Raw genomic sequence first — 13,804 nt, 5'->3', positions numbered from 1 at the left:
TGGCACGGATTCAGCATCAATTCCAGTGTTCTAATATATCTCTTAGAATCTCGTATGAACGGCGGGACGCTTCCACCGTGAACTCAGCGAAATTGACGTTCGCGGTACCGTCCGCCTTGTCAGACATCGATCTCAGCACTACGTATGGAATGTTATTCAGATGGCTGACCTGAGCCACGGCTGAACCTTCCATCTCCACACAGGCTCCGCCTAATGTCTCATTCAGCGATTTCACAATGGCATGGTCGGCAATGAACTGATCTCCTGAGAGCACTTTGCCCACAATGAACTTATGATCTCTGCATACTCTTCCGCAGGCGGCTTCAGCCAGCTTAACCAAAATGCCGTCTGCCGGGAAGTCGGATACTTCCTGATAGGGAATAACTCCTCTAGGGAACCCTAGCGCTGTAACATCCATATCATGCTGCTGGCAAGAAGATGAGATTACAATATCCCCTATGTTCAGGTCCGGGTCGGCAGCACCGGCCACCCCAGTGAATAGAATCGCACTTGCTCCAAAGCGGTCGATGAGGATCTGTGTCGTTACAGCCGCATTGACCTTGCCTACTCCCGATTTACAGACAACGGCTTGTCTCCCGTACAAATTGCCTTTGGTAAAAGCAATTCCGCTGACAACCACCGTCTCTTTACTCTCCATATCTGCAAGCAGTAAGGCTATCTCCTCGTCCATAGCGCCAAGTAATCCTAATGTAGTCGTCATCCTCGTCATGCTCCTTTCCCAAAAAGAAGCCCCTGCACAGGAGCTTCTTCTTCGATAACCTTTTTCATATATTGTATTATATTTATCTCTTTAGTTCTTGTTCTCTAAATGGTTCACAGACAAACGCAGGATCGTCTCATGCGGCAGAATCACACGGGGATTCTCCACACTCTCTTTCTTCATCAGCTTCGTCAGAAGACGCATCGCCACGGCTCCAAGATCGTACATTGGCTGAGCGACAGTAGTAAGCTGAGGCCGCACCATGGAGGCCATACGAATGTTGTCCACACTGATGACAGAGAAGTCATCCGGAACCTTGAGACCTTCATCCTGAATGCTATGTATGGCTCCAATCGCCATTTCATCAGTAGCCGAGAATACAGCGGTTGGCCGTTTCTTGAGACCAAGGAAATACTTCATAGCCTCCACACCGGACTCGTAACGGTAGTTACCAATTCTCACAAGATCCTCTTGGTAAGGAATACCAGCGGATTCAAGCGCTTTCTTATAACCCTGGAATCTGGCGTAACCGTTGGCTGGATCCTGCAAAGTTCCACTAATCATAGCAATCTCACGATGTCCATGACGGATTAACGTGTTAACCGCATCGAAAGCGGCAGCTTCATGATCGATATCGACAGAAGGGATTACTCCATTCTCATCACTCGTAGCACAGAGTACAATCGGAACCGAAGACGTATGGAATGCTTGGATATGCTCCTCTGTCACTGTGCCGCCCATGAATAGAAGACCATCCACCTGCTTCTCAAGCAAGGTGTTAATGACGCGGATTTCTTTCTCTTTCTTCTTATCTGCGTTACACAAAATAATATTATAGTGGTACATATTCGCTATATCTTCGATCCCCCGGGCAATTTCCGCGAATATCGAATTCGAGATATCAGGAATCACGACACCAACCGTCGTTGTCTTCTTGCTGGCTAGACCCCTGGCCACAGCATTCGGACGATATCCAAGCCGTTCAATAGCCTCGTACACTTTCTTCCGGGTCTGCGGCTTCACGTTCGGGTTGTTGTTAACAACCCGGGACACCGTGGCCATCGAGACGCCAGCTTCGCGTGCTACATCATAAATGGTAACCGTCACATTCTTCTCTCCATTGCCAATAAATTTTTCATTCCTATTCAGTAAATGCTGATATATCCGAACGAACCAAAATCAGCAGCGGCATTCACGAGGTGATGCAAAATAGTAAATTTGGGCTGTTGACTTTAGCTACTCTATAATATGAATTAAATTTATGATACGATAAATCGTTATTTTGCGCAACGATAACGCGTTTTCATGCCAGGACAACCTGTACATAACCTGAGGCCAATACCATTTCCGTTCCTCATGCTGTATGTATTTTAGCAAAAAACGCGAAAAAAATCCAATTATCGTGAAAAATCAGCTGAAAAGGAGTGAAAAATCATTTTATTCTGGAAACTTGTCGAGCGGTGTGAAACAAAGTCAGCTGGGAGAGGCGCTGCGTAATGTCCTCCATCCACATCCCGTCTTCCTTCGCTTTGGCGAATCCATAAATATCGAGGAGAAGATTGATTCTTTCTTCTTTTTTATGTTCCAGTATATGTTCGATCGAAGCAGTCACCGGAGATGCATAGAGAGCGTCATATAAGAGGCTCGCAATCTCATTCATCTCATTGAAATGAATCAGCCTGCTGCCCTCAAGCAGCCTCCATTCCCCAATCAGGGATAATAAATGCGGCTTCACTTCAGGAAGCACGATATAGGTTGAACAAGACTCACACTGCAGGATTGGTACATTTTCAATTTCGATTCGTCCTTCAAAAATAACTTTTCTAAAATCCAGGCCCATAGCTTGTCCGCAATCACATGACTTGCGCACATCATCACCTCATCTGCAATCTGTTTCAATAGTTTATGCCTTATCTTAAATAACGTAAGTGATGTGTAAAATGTTTTGGTTTTTGATACAATTAAATAACTGAAATAGATTTTCGTCAATGCTCTAATTCGACTGGAGGCGTTAGATATGAGACTATCTGGAAAAAGAGTTATCGCTTTGGTAGATGAAGAATTCGAGGATCTTGAGCTTTGGTACCCGGTGTACCGCGTTCGTGAGGAGGGGGCTGAGGCCCACCTCGTCGGTGCCGAGAAAGGCAAAAAATACATTGGCAAGTATGGCGTTCCGGCAGAAGCTGAATATGCTTACGAAGAAGTGGAGAGCCAAAATTATGACGGCATTCTAGTTCCTGGGGGATGGGCGCCGGACAAGCTGCGCCGCTATCCTAAGGTGCTGCAGCTGGTCCGCGAAATGAATGAGGACAAGAAGCCCATCGGTCAGATCTGTCATGCTGGCTGGGTGCTAATCTCCGCCGGGATTCTGAACGGGGTAACCGTGACATCAACACCAGGAATTCGTGATGATATGGAGAACGCCGGGTCCATCTGGAAGGATGAGCCGGTTGTCACGGACGGCCATATTATTTCGGCAAGACGGCCTCCCGATCTTCCGCCTTATGGCGCGGCCTTCTGCGATGCGCTGGCTGCGGCAGACAGCAAATAAAGCAAAAAACCGCTGGTGAGTAACTCACAGCGGTTTTTTGTCGTTTATTATGGAAAGCCCGTTCCAGAAATCTAATTACAGTTCATTCCTGCGATTCGCTAGAATTCAAATTCTCTTTCGCCCCACCCTGCTCCAGCAAAGCTTCGATCTCAGCACTCGTCCGCAGTTGGTAACACTGCTCGCCTATCAAGTTGCCTTCAGCTGCCTTGCTGTTCAGAATCTTGTGCTTGACCCGCAGCAGGGACAGGGGTGACATACTCAAATCATGAATACCGAGGTACAGCCATAGAGGAACCGATCGCTCATCCCCAGCCATCTCCCCGCAGACACTCACTGTAATCCCTGCAGCATGCGCCGCACTCACTGTAGTACGAAGCATACGGAGAATAGCCGGATGATAAGGATGGTACATATGAGCGATCTGCTCATTCATCCGGTCAACGGCAAGAACATATTGTACAAGATCGTTCGTTCCGATACTGAAGAAATCGACTTCTTCAGCGAGCAGATCCGCAATAGCTGCGGCAGCCGGAACTTCAATCATAATCCCCACAGGGATCTTATCGTCATACCTTACACCCTTAAGCTCCAGTTCATGCATCGCCTGCCGCAGAACCTGCTTGGCTTCGATAACTTCCTCTACGGAGGAGATCATCGGAAGCAATATCTTCATATGTCCATAGGCACTTGCACGCAGTATAGCGGTGAGCTGGGTCTTGAACAACTCCTGGCAGTCCAGACTTATCCGAATGCCTCTATACCCAAGAACAGGGTTCTCTTCCTCAGGAATAGAGAAATACTCCAGCTCCTTATCCCCTCCTATATCCAGGGTTCGTATCACGACAGCATGGTCACCCGACTTCTCGGCAACCTGACGATACACCTCAAATTGCTCATCCTCAGTCGGGAACGTACTGCGGTTCATATAGAGGAACTCTGTTCTAAAGAGGCCTACGCCTTCAGCGCCATGCTTCAAGGCAATCTCGCAGTCCTTGAGCGAGCTGATATTGCCAGCTAATCTCAGCCTTGTGCCATCCTTCGTGACCGCGGCCACGGAAGCCAGCTGCTGCAGCTGCTCCTTGCGCCTCCGCAGCTGCTCAGCAAGCTGGGAATACTTATCCACAAGCCCATCATCCGGATCGAGGAAGAGATTCCCCTCATCCCCGTCCACAATTAGCAGATCCCCTGTCTGGATCGGGGCAGTCAGCTTATTCTCCAGCCCTGAGACAAGGGGAATGCCGAGCGCCCTGGCCATAATGGCCGAATGGGAGGTCTTCCCGCCAAGCATTGTTACCATACCGAGCACATTGTTCGGATTCAAGTGCACTAGCTGAGAGGGTGACAGCTCTTTGGCTACGAGGATATAAGGCTGCGTGTCCGCAGGCAGTGTGACATCCGGAGTCCCCAGCAGGTGCTTGAGAAGCCGGTTGCCCACATCCTTGATGTCCAGAGCGCGCTCTTTCATATATTCGTCGTCCAGTAAATCAAACATCGTTACGAAGTGATCGATGGCTTCCTTCACGGCAACCTCGGCAGCCTTGTATTGCCGTTCAATGATTCCCTGGATTTCGCTCATAAAAACGGGATCTTCCAGAATGGCGATATGAGCGTCAAATATTCCTGACTCCTCTGATCCCACCATTTCCTTGATCTCATTCTTGATAATTTCAATCTCATTCTTGGAGGTTCTGATTCCTTCATACAGACGATCGAATTCTTTGGTAAGATCGATGTTCTCCATTCTCCGGTCTGGCACGTCCCATTCCCAAGAAGGCAGAACGAATGCTCTTCCAATGGCAACTCCAGTCGAAGCACCGATACCTTGTATCATATGGGCCCCCTTCAATTCCTACTTCTCCTAGGATATCCTCTCTCTATATAGATATGGTATACACCCATCTGAACATTTGTCAAAGGAAAAAGCTCAAACAACAAAGGCACTCATACTGAGTGCCTTGTCAGATACAACTATATATTCGCCCATTAACGGCTGCGGACAGGAGAAGTAACCGCATCCTCCACTTTGATGCATCGGTCCATAATGACTTTAAGTCCAGCCTTGGAAGCAATGCTGTTGGCCTCTTCACTGAAGACACCCAGCTGCAGCCATAACACTTTAGCACCAATCTCAACAGCTTCCTGTGCCACTTCCGGAGTGAATTCACTCCGGCGGAACACATTTACAATGTCTACAGACTCAGGGATATCCTTAAGGCTCGCATAGGTCTTCTCCCCCAGAATCTCCTCATTCACCATCGGATTCACAGGAATAATCCGGTATCCTCTCATCTGCATGGCCTGAGCAATCATATACGACGTACGGTCCGTTTTGTCCGATAAGCCTACGATAGCGATATTTCCAGCCGACTCCAGGATTTCTTTGATTTCCTGCCGGCCTGGATTCTCAAATGACATAGCCTGATTCCCCCTGTCAATAAATTCAGTTCAATGAATTAAATTAGGATTCCAGCCATTCTACGGAAGCGCCAAGTGCAGAAATGTGATCAAAGAACTGCGGGTACGATTTGGCAACGTGGTGCGCATCCCTTATGGTCACCGGCTTCTGGGACCTAAGTCCCACAATGGTTAATGCCATAATCACCCGGTGATCGTAATGGGCATTAATCTCTACTCCGCCTTCCACGCCTTCAGGACGGCCATGGACAATAATCTCAGCTTGACGCTCCTCGACGCGGGCTCCCGCCTTAGTGAGTTCAGTCAAGTAATCCGTAATACGGTCACACTCTTTATAACGAAGATTCTCGACATTATAGAACCTTGAGGTTCCTTCGGCAAAAACAGCTGCAGCAACCATAGCAAGCACCGCGTCCGTTGCGGCATCCCCATCGAATTCGACAGCCTTCAGCTTGCCGTTCCCCTGGATATGGACCACACCGTTCTGATGGGTCAGAGGGACGTTCATCATCTTCAGGACATCCACAACTGCACGCTCACCTTGCTTGCTGTGCTCTTCCAGCCCTTTAACGATTACATCAGACTCTGTCACCGCAGCGGCTGCCAGAATGGCTGCAGAGCCTGGATAATCGCCTTGTACCTGGTACGTCTTGGCTTGGTAGGATTGGCGTCCCTGAACTTTAAAGTGAACGTAATCGTCGGAAGCTTCAATCCGGATACCCGCCTGCTCAAGCACTTCCAGTGTCTGACCAACAACTACTTTGGATTTGAGATCTCCAAGCACTTCAATCTCGCTGTCATCTTCAAGCAGAGGGGTGAGGAACAGCAGTGCGCTCAGGTATTGGGAGCTGACTTCCCCGGATACTTGAATCTTCCCGCCTCTTGGCGCTCCTCCCTGGATGCGGATAGGAAGACGTCCTTCATTATGCTCAATATTAACGCCCATTTGGGTAAGAGAATCAATCAGATCATCGTGAGGGCGCTTGCCTAGGGAGTCAGGATAAGTATTCACAAATGTAACGTCAGGACAAAGTGCGGTAACAGCCATAAGGAACCTGAGCACTGCTCCGGCGTTGCCTACATTAAGCTCCTTAACGTCCTTTGGTCTGGAACCAAAGCCCTTGATCACAATCTTCTCGTCGTCTTCCTCAATCTCCGCGCCCAAATCGGCGATGCAGCGCCGCATAGCATCACTGTCTTCACTATGAGCCGGATGATATATGGTACTGGTCCCTTCAGCAAGCGCGGCCACGAGCAAATACCTTGTCGTGTAATTTTTTGAAGAAAGAGCTTGAATTTCCCCTTTTAGCTGAGGTGTCGGCCTAACAATAATATTCATATGTACTCTCCTTTTGTATAATTATGTGGATATCTGGTTGGTATGTCCTCATGTTAACGAAGCTTAGACGCGGTAATGCATTAAAATCTCCGAAGCCACGTCAGCTGCTGATTTGCCAGTTGTATCCACCGTACAATGGGCAAAATCATATGCGTCTCTACGCTCTTCAAGAAGGCGAACCACCCGTTCACGTGCTCCTCCAGCCAGCAGCGGCCGATTCGGATCCTCTCCTACCCGGCTGATAATGCTCTCTGCGTCGGCTTTCAAGGATACAACCCAGCCATTTGCAGCCATCTCCTTGCAGTTGTCAGCCCTCAGCACACATCCTCCGCCTGTGGCCAGGATCACACGCTCCCGCTGCAGCATCTCCCGCAGAACAGCGTTCTCCAGATCACGGAAGAAGCCTTCTCCCTTATTGGCGAAAATCTCAGGGATCGTACTGCCGGCCTTAAGCTGGATCTCCAGATCCAGATCAACGAGCTCATGCCCGGTCTCCGCCGCCAGAAGTGAACCGACGGTTGATTTGCCGGTGCCCATCATACCAATCAAAATAATGTTGTCCTTCGGCCCTTTCAACATATCACCTACTTCATATCTTCCTGATCCAATACTCTCAAAAATTAACTTTGTCATATCATAACACATTATGCCTGAAGCAAAAAGACACCCCGGGCAGGCAATAAACCTGGCCGGGGTGTCTTCAAAATTATGGTTATATTAGAACCACTGATGGTGGAAGACGCCTTCCTTGTCCACACGTTTGAAGGTATGGGCACCGAAGTAGTCGCGCTGCGCCTGAAGAAGGTTCGCAGGCAATCTTTCCGTCCGGTAGCTGTCATAGTATGACAATGCGGATGAGAAGCCTGGAACTGGAACCCCGTTGGCAACCGCTGTGGAGATGACTTTGCGCCATGCGTCCTGGTAGGTTTCGACAATTTGCTTGAAGTAAGAATCAAGCAGCAGGTTCTTCAGTGCAGGATCACGGTCATAAGCGTCCTTGATGTTCTGCAGGAACTGGGAACGGATAATGCAGCCGCCGCGGAAGATCATTGCAATATTGCCATATTTCAAATCCCAGCCGTACTCATCGGAAGCCGCACGCATTTGAGCAAAGCCTTGCGCATAAGAGACAATCTTACTTGCGAACAATGCCTTGCGAACGTCCTCAATAAATTCCTGCTTGTCGCCACTAAAGGACTTGGCAGGGCCGCTGAGGATTTTGCTAGCAGCAACACGCTCTTCTTTCATCGCTGACAAGAAACGAGAGAAGACGGATTCGGTAATCATGGACAACGGCACGCCAAGATCCAGAGCGCTTTGGCTTGTCCATTTGCCTGTACCTTTTTGGCCAGCGGCATCAAGAATCACATCAACCATCGGCTTGCCAGTCTCTTCATCGTATTGGGAGAAGATATCGGCAGTAATCTCGATCAGATAGCTGTCGAGCTCACCTTTGTTCCATTCTGTGAAGATTTCATGCAGTTCCTTTGCATCAAGGTTAAGTGTATCTTTGAGCAAATGATAAGCCTCGCCGATCAGCTGCATGTCACCATACTCAATGCCGTTGTGAACCATCTTCACATAGTGTCCTGCACCGTCCGGTCCAATATATGTACAACAAGGGTCGCCATCTACCTTGGCAGAAATTGCTGTGAAGATTGGCTTAACCAGCTCATAAGCGCTTTCCTGACCACCCGGCATAATCGCAGGTCCGTTCAATGCGCCCTCTTCGCCGCCTGATACGCCTGTTCCGATGAACCGGAAGCCTTTGGCTTCAAGATCTTTACTGCGGCGCTGGGTATCCGGGAAGTAAGCGTTACCTCCATCAATAATGATATCGCCCTGATCCAGATAAGGGATCAATTGCTCAATCGTTGCATCCGTAGCTGCCCCGGCTTGTACCATAATGAGGATCTTGCGCGGAGTTTCCAAAGATTGCACGAATTCTTCTACCGAGAAGGTTCCGACAAGATTCTTGCCTTTGGCTTCATTCTCCAAAAGCTCGTGGGTCTTCTGAGGGGAACGGTTAAATACAGATACAGTGAAGCCTCTGCTCTCAATATTCAGTGCCAAATTCTTACCCATCACCGCAAGACCGATGACGCCTATCTGTTGTTTTGACATCAGGTTCTCCATCCTTTGCAGACTATATTTTATGACAATAATATCATTTTAATGCTTTTGTGCAAAGAAGTGAACCCCCCGCTGCTGTAATATGTCAAAGCATCCTCCGCACGAAGCACCCCAAATCGATAAGTTTTGAGGTGCTTTGGTCATATCGTATTTAGGTTAACCTTGATCACCATTCAAGCTCCATCAGGCTGCGGCGCAATCTCTTCAGCTTTTCTTTGCTGGCATCCGCGGCCTTCTCGTCTTTGGATTCGAGTGCTTCGAACAGCCGCTCAAGCTCTGAGTCCACTTCCCCTTGAAGACACTCGATCTCATGCTCAGCCGAGAGGGAATTGTACATATATGCCATCTTCTCAAAGCTCGGATCCGCGCCCTTCTGGTACAGAACCCGCTGCTGCACACCAGATACCTCAACTAGACGGATTACTTCGCCGAACAAGATATTTTCAATCAGAATCTGGCGATCCTTGAACCGCTTCACAACAGCATGCCCCCGCAAATCACCGATCAGCTTCTCGAGCCATTCCGCAAGCTTCGCATCCTTAATAATATAATCTCCAACCAGCTTGTAGCTTTGGTGCATCCTCTGGAAACGGAGCTTGGTCAGCTTCCGGCCAGTGCGGACGGAGACAATAAAGATAGACTCGCTTTCACTCCAGTACAGGGAATATCCATCTTGAATCAAATCACGGATCAATTGCTGAATATGTCTGCGTTCAAATCGTAATTCCAGGTTGCAATACTCTACTTCGTAACTTTTGTTCATGGGACTCCCTCCTTCAAGTTTTGCTAAGCAAAACTGCTCCGAAAGCATAGACTCTGCAGGGCATGAAACGTGCAAAATTACAATCGTCCTGGTTACAGTTTACATTATCTTATACTTTATCTTATGTAACGGTAACTTGGATTATTTGATTATTTTTACCCGTAAAGATCGGGTCGTGACGCAAATACAGCAGGTTTTTGATATAATCAAGCTGCTGCACATTTCACGAGGCGGTCTCGTGTACATATCCATACATTCAGGGGGCACCACTCATGACTTTTACCGGGTTCACCAAGCAAGATTTCGATGTCTTCACTGTTCCGGGGCTGGAACCCCGCATGGAGGCTTTAATTCAGGTTCTGCGGCCCAAGCTGGACGAGCTGGGCGGAATACTCAGCCCATATCTGTCCGCGCTTTGCGGAGAAGAGATGTTCCCTCATGTGGCCAAGCATGCACGGAGGACTATTAATCCGCCGCATGACAGCTGGGTAGCCTGGGGGAGCAGCAAGCGCGGCTACAAGGCACTTCCGCATTTCCAGGTAGGGATGTTCGCCTCCCATCTGTTCATTATTTTTGCGGTCATATACGAGAGCCCCAATAAGCTCATTCTCGCCAAATATCTGGACAAACACGCGTCCAGTGTGAAAAAAAGTATTCCGGCAGAGTTCTACTGGTCCATGGATCATATGGATCCGGGCGGTCAGCTTCATCATGACCTGACAACAAGTGACTTTAAAGCCATGGCAGCCAAGCTGAGCTCGGTGAAGAAGTCGGAGATCTTATGTGGTCTCCGAATTGAACAGGGTGATCCGATCCTAAGTGACGGGGACAAGCTTGTTGCCAAGGTGGAAGATACGTTCGAGAAGCTGCTTCCGCTCTATAAAGTTTCTTTCTAGCAAAATCAAAAACAGGGGTGTCCCAAAAGGTCGGTTGACCTCGGGCACCCCTGTCTGTATTTCATGAAGTTATCTCCGGCTGATTCCGTGCATGCTGCCGCGATAAGGCCAGATGAAGGACGAACATGATTCCCATGACAATCGCGCTGGCCATAAAAGGAGAGCCTGGGCCAAATAAATCCCACAGCTTCCCGGATACCATCGGTCCAAATACCATCCCCGAGCCCTGAATCGTGAGGAACAAGCCCCAGATTGCCCCCTTCTCTCCTGAAGGAAGCATATGGGAGATCATGGTGTCCCAAGTCGGCAGAATGAATGCATAGCTGATCCCGATCAGCGCCACAAGCACCCACAGAATGGGAATTGAGCGGTTCACTGCGAACAATGCGATAGATACCGCTGCCAGGAGGAACCCGATATGCAGGAACCACTTCGTACCATATCGGTCAGCCAGCTTGCCAATCGGAATGAGTCCGATAACTGTTATCCCGCCACCGACCACCATCAGGGCGCTGTAGCTCGCCGGGGACAGGTGAAGAACGGTACGCACATATAGTGTGATAACCGGGGTAAGCAGGCCGATGGCAAAGGACTGGAGAAATAAAGCCGGATACAGCATCCAGCTGACATTGAGATTCTTCCTAATCTCGGCGAACGTTTTTCGGAGATTGCCCCCTAGTTGACTAACTCCTCCGGCCATAAGCTTACTTTCCCCTTCGGGATGAAGCACATGCGGATCGGCTGTTTTGGTTTTTCTTTTACCAGGCAGAAGCAGAGATACGGCCAGCACCAGCGCCATACAGCCCAGCAGAATCCAGAATACCTTCCGGTAAGAGCCGTCTCCGATGAAGAAGTTAATTACGATAGGGCCGGCACCCGCTCCGCCCAGACTTGACATCTGAATAATGCCCATTGCGGTAGCAAAGTTATTGTTCTCGCTGCTCACTGCGGACACACCCATCATAATACAAGGCCACAGCGGAGCCGTTCCCATTCCAAGCAGTGCACAAGCGAAGACGATAAGCGCCGTATTGGAGGTATAGGCGATAATACCAACGGCGACAAAAGTCAGCACAAGTCCTATAGCCATAGTCATCCGGAACCCGATCCGTTCAATCAGCCAGCCTGAGGGGCTCCGGAACAAGTTGTCCCCGATGTACTGCATGGAGATGGACAACCCAATCGCAAAGGTGGTCAAGTGCAGAACATCGCCCATATATACCGGAAGAATCGTAACGAGAAGAGCGCCTTTAACAAATTCCACCAGGAACATGATAATCCATAAGTAAATAAAAACCGGGGTCATTAACCGTTTCGAAACCATTTTTGCCTTTGTAAGCTCCATACCTGCCTCCTTATCCTGCCTTCCGTTCCATTAATCTCTATCTATTTTGTCCCATTTTGAATCAGATTTACACGGACGCTCACCAATCTGCGCTTGCATTCCCGCCCCTATTTGCTATACTCAAGCTTGTTTATAAATTACACAAGAAAGGCAGTGACGGCTCAACATGGATCACAACCGTACGCCGCTTTTTACGGCTCTCAAAAAACATGCGGCTAGCAATCCCGTCCAATTCCATATCCCCGGTCATAAGAAAGGGGCAGGAGTGGACCCGGAATTCCGTGAATTTATTGGCGATAATGCATTCTCTATAGATCTGATTAACATTGCGCCGCTCGATGATCTCCATCAACCTACAGGGGTCATTGAGGAAGCACAGAAATTAGCAGCTGATGCCTTCGGCGCAGACTATACGTATTTCTCCGTACAAGGAACAAGCGGTGCCATCATGACCATGATCATGTCCATTTGCTCAGCCGGCGACAAGATCATTGTTCCGCGTAATATTCACAAATCCGTGATGTCGGCCATTATTTTTGCCGGTGCCAAGCCCGTGTTCGTATCCCCTGCACAGGACGAGAATTTGGGGATCAGCCATGGGATTACCACCTCATCTGTCCGCCGGGCGCTCAAGCGTCATCCCGATGCCAAAGCAGTGCTTGTCATCAACCCGACTTACTTCGGAATAAGCGCACACCTCGAGGAGATTGTAGAGCTTGCCCACAGCTTCCACGTGCCTGTGCTGGTGGACGAGGCCCATGGGGTTCATATTCATTTCCATGACGAGCTCCCTGTCTCCGCTATGGCGGCGGGTGCGGATATGGCTGCAACGAGCGTCCACAAGCTCGGAGGGTCCATGACCCAGAGCTCGGTGCTGAATCTGAACGTGAAGAACGGTTATGTCAACCCTCAGCGGGTTCAGACCATTATCAGCATGCTCACAACAACTTCGACCTCCTATATCCTGCTGGCGTCGCTGGACACCGCGCGGAGGAATCTGATGCTCAGTGGCAGACAGATGATTGAAGAGACACTGAAGCTGGCTGATTACACCAGAACCGAAGTGAACAAGATCGAAGGTCTCTACTGCTTCGGCAAAGAAATTCTGGGCGGAGAAGCCACTTATGCCCACGACCCCACCAAGATTACCGTCCATGTGAGACACCTGGGGATTACCGGATATGAGACGGAGAATTGGCTTCGGGAACACTACAACATCGAAGTTGAGCTCAGTGATATGTACAACATCCTGTGCTTCATAACTCCAGGCGATACCCAGGAGACCGTAGATACTCTGCTCAAGGCTCTCCGCGAGCTCGCAGCTGAGCATTCCGTGAACCCAGCCAATGAATTGGTTGTAAAAACACCAGAGATTCCGCAGCTCTCCCTGATTCCCCGGGATGCCTTCTACGCGGATACCGAGGTCATCCCGTTCAAGGAATCGGCTGGACGCATCATTGCAGAGTTCATCTATGTCTATCCGCCGGGTATTCCCATCCTGCTTCCGGGAGAGGTCATCTCACAGGAGAACATTGATTACATTGTCGAACATGTGGACGTTGGCCTTCCGGTTAAGGGTCCTGAGGATCGTAATATTCATCAAGTTAAAGTCATTGTTGAAGCAGATCCCATATTTTAGGT

The 13,804-nt window shown here is 49.2% G+C and carries 13 protein-coding genes; 3 read left to right on the top strand and 10 right to left on the bottom strand.

Annotated elements, in window-relative coordinates; all coding sequences use genetic code 11:
* Positions 1 to 16: 16 nt before the first annotated feature.
* From LDO05_RS07375 to LDO05_RS07365, 3 genes are all read right to left on the bottom strand, one after another.
* Positions 17 to 721 (bottom strand): 5'-methylthioadenosine/adenosylhomocysteine nucleosidase, encoded by a 705-nt coding sequence (locus tag LDO05_RS07375; protein ID WP_251378204.1) that lies wholly within the window; start codon positions 719 to 721, stop codon positions 17 to 19.
* Positions 722 to 811: 90 nt separating this feature from the next.
* A complete protein-coding gene (gene ccpA / locus LDO05_RS07370) occupies positions 812 to 1,828 on the bottom strand; it encodes a catabolite control protein A (RefSeq protein WP_251378203.1) in 1,017 nt (338 codons plus the stop codon).
* 325 nt (positions 1,829 to 2,153) lie between these two features.
* Positions 2,154 to 2,591 carry a hypothetical protein gene (locus LDO05_RS07365; RefSeq protein WP_251378202.1) on the bottom strand — a complete coding sequence of 146 codons (438 nt, stop codon included), beginning with the start codon at positions 2,589 to 2,591 and terminating at the stop codon, positions 2,154 to 2,156.
* 147 nt (positions 2,592 to 2,738) lie between these two features.
* Here LDO05_RS07365 and LDO05_RS07360 point away from each other — a divergent pair, with 147 nt between their 5' ends.
* Positions 2,739 to 3,272: a type 1 glutamine amidotransferase domain-containing protein gene (locus LDO05_RS07360; protein ID WP_251378201.1), complete on the top strand. Its 534-nt coding sequence runs from the start codon at positions 2,739 to 2,741 to the stop codon at positions 3,270 to 3,272.
* A gap of 82 nt (positions 3,273 to 3,354) precedes the next feature.
* On the opposite strand, the gene ptsP is transcribed toward LDO05_RS07360, so the two are convergent.
* The 6 genes from ptsP to LDO05_RS07330 all read right to left on the bottom strand — a co-directional run bounded on the left by ptsP (position 3,355) and on the right by LDO05_RS07330 (position 9,922).
* The gene (ptsP, locus tag LDO05_RS07355) at positions 3,355 to 5,103 is read right to left on the bottom strand and encodes a phosphoenolpyruvate--protein phosphotransferase (protein WP_251378200.1); all 1,749 of its coding nucleotides are present in this window, start codon (positions 5,101 to 5,103) and stop codon (positions 3,355 to 3,357) included.
* A 152-nt stretch (positions 5,104 to 5,255) separates the two neighbouring features.
* Positions 5,256 to 5,687 (bottom strand): CoA-binding protein, encoded by a 432-nt coding sequence (locus LDO05_RS07350; RefSeq protein WP_251378199.1) that lies wholly within the window; start codon positions 5,685 to 5,687, stop codon positions 5,256 to 5,258.
* 43 nt (positions 5,688 to 5,730) lie between these two features.
* Entirely contained in the window at positions 5,731 to 7,026 is a 1,296-nt protein-coding gene (gene aroA / locus LDO05_RS07345) for a 3-phosphoshikimate 1-carboxyvinyltransferase (RefSeq protein WP_251378198.1), read from the bottom strand.
* Between the two features lie 63 nt (positions 7,027 to 7,089).
* Complete coding sequence (locus LDO05_RS07340; RefSeq protein ID WP_251378649.1) at positions 7,090 to 7,605, bottom strand: shikimate kinase; 516 nt, start codon at positions 7,603 to 7,605, stop codon at positions 7,090 to 7,092.
* A gap of 138 nt (positions 7,606 to 7,743) precedes the next feature.
* Positions 7,744 to 9,150, bottom strand: coding sequence for an NADP-dependent phosphogluconate dehydrogenase (gndA, locus tag LDO05_RS07335; RefSeq protein ID WP_251378197.1), 1,407 nt, complete (start codon positions 9,148 to 9,150; stop codon positions 7,744 to 7,746).
* A 175-nt stretch (positions 9,151 to 9,325) separates the two neighbouring features.
* Entirely contained in the window at positions 9,326 to 9,922 is a 597-nt protein-coding gene (locus LDO05_RS07330; protein ID WP_251378196.1) for a hypothetical protein, read from the bottom strand.
* A gap of 272 nt (positions 9,923 to 10,194) precedes the next feature.
* Between LDO05_RS07330 and LDO05_RS07325 the strand changes: the two genes are divergently transcribed.
* The gene (locus tag LDO05_RS07325; RefSeq protein ID WP_251378195.1) at positions 10,195 to 10,818 is read left to right on the top strand and encodes a DUF1054 domain-containing protein; all 624 of its coding nucleotides are present in this window, start codon (positions 10,195 to 10,197) and stop codon (positions 10,816 to 10,818) included.
* Positions 10,819 to 10,879: 61 nt separating this feature from the next.
* On the opposite strand, the gene LDO05_RS07320 is transcribed toward LDO05_RS07325, so the two are convergent.
* Positions 10,880 to 12,163: an MFS transporter gene (locus tag LDO05_RS07320; protein ID WP_251378194.1), complete on the bottom strand. Its 1,284-nt coding sequence runs from the start codon at positions 12,161 to 12,163 to the stop codon at positions 10,880 to 10,882.
* A gap of 166 nt (positions 12,164 to 12,329) precedes the next feature.
* On the opposite strand from LDO05_RS07320, the gene LDO05_RS07315 reads away from it, so the two are divergent.
* Entirely contained in the window at positions 12,330 to 13,802 is a 1,473-nt protein-coding gene (locus LDO05_RS07315; protein WP_251378193.1) for an aminotransferase class I/II-fold pyridoxal phosphate-dependent enzyme, read from the top strand.
* Positions 13,803 to 13,804: the final 2 nt, after the last annotated feature.

The sequence above is a fragment of the Paenibacillus sp. YPG26 genome, from assembly GCF_023704175.1.
Lineage (GTDB): Bacteria > Bacillota > Bacilli > Paenibacillales > Paenibacillaceae > Fontibacillus.
The sequence above is the reverse complement of the archived record's forward strand: the minus strand, read 5'-3'. Positions and strand labels throughout refer to the sequence as shown.

What these genes read in the sequence shown, in the direction of transcription:
- aroA (WP_251378198.1), bottom strand. Translation starts at nt 7,026, where the DNA reads ATGAATATTATTGTTAGGCCGACACCTCAGCTAAAAGGGGAAATTCAA.
- LDO05_RS07350 (WP_251378199.1), bottom strand. Translation starts at nt 5,687, where the DNA reads ATGTCATTTGAGAATCCAGGCCGGCAGGAAATCAAAGAAATCCTGGAG.
- LDO05_RS07315 (WP_251378193.1), top strand. Translation starts at nt 12,330, where the DNA reads ATGGATCACAACCGTACGCCGCTTTTTACGGCTCTCAAAAAACATGCG.
- LDO05_RS07375 (WP_251378204.1), bottom strand. Translation starts at nt 721, where the DNA reads ATGACGACTACATTAGGATTACTTGGCGCTATGGACGAGGAGATAGCC.
- gndA (WP_251378197.1), bottom strand. Translation starts at nt 9,150, where the DNA reads ATGTCAAAACAACAGATAGGCGTCATCGGTCTTGCGGTGATGGGTAAG.
- LDO05_RS07320 (WP_251378194.1), bottom strand. Translation starts at nt 12,163, where the DNA reads ATGGAGCTTACAAAGGCAAAAATGGTTTCGAAACGGTTAATGACCCCG.
- LDO05_RS07330 (WP_251378196.1), bottom strand. Translation starts at nt 9,922, where the DNA reads ATGAACAAAAGTTACGAAGTAGAGTATTGCAACCTGGAATTACGATTT.
- LDO05_RS07360 (WP_251378201.1), top strand. Translation starts at nt 2,739, where the DNA reads ATGAGACTATCTGGAAAAAGAGTTATCGCTTTGGTAGATGAAGAATTC.
- ptsP (WP_251378200.1), bottom strand. Translation starts at nt 5,103, where the DNA reads ATGATACAAGGTATCGGTGCTTCGACTGGAGTTGCCATTGGAAGAGCA.
- LDO05_RS07340 (WP_251378649.1), bottom strand. Translation starts at nt 7,605, where the DNA reads ATGTTGAAAGGGCCGAAGGACAACATTATTTTGATTGGTATGATGGGC.
- LDO05_RS07325 (WP_251378195.1), top strand. Translation starts at nt 10,195, where the DNA reads ATGACTTTTACCGGGTTCACCAAGCAAGATTTCGATGTCTTCACTGTT.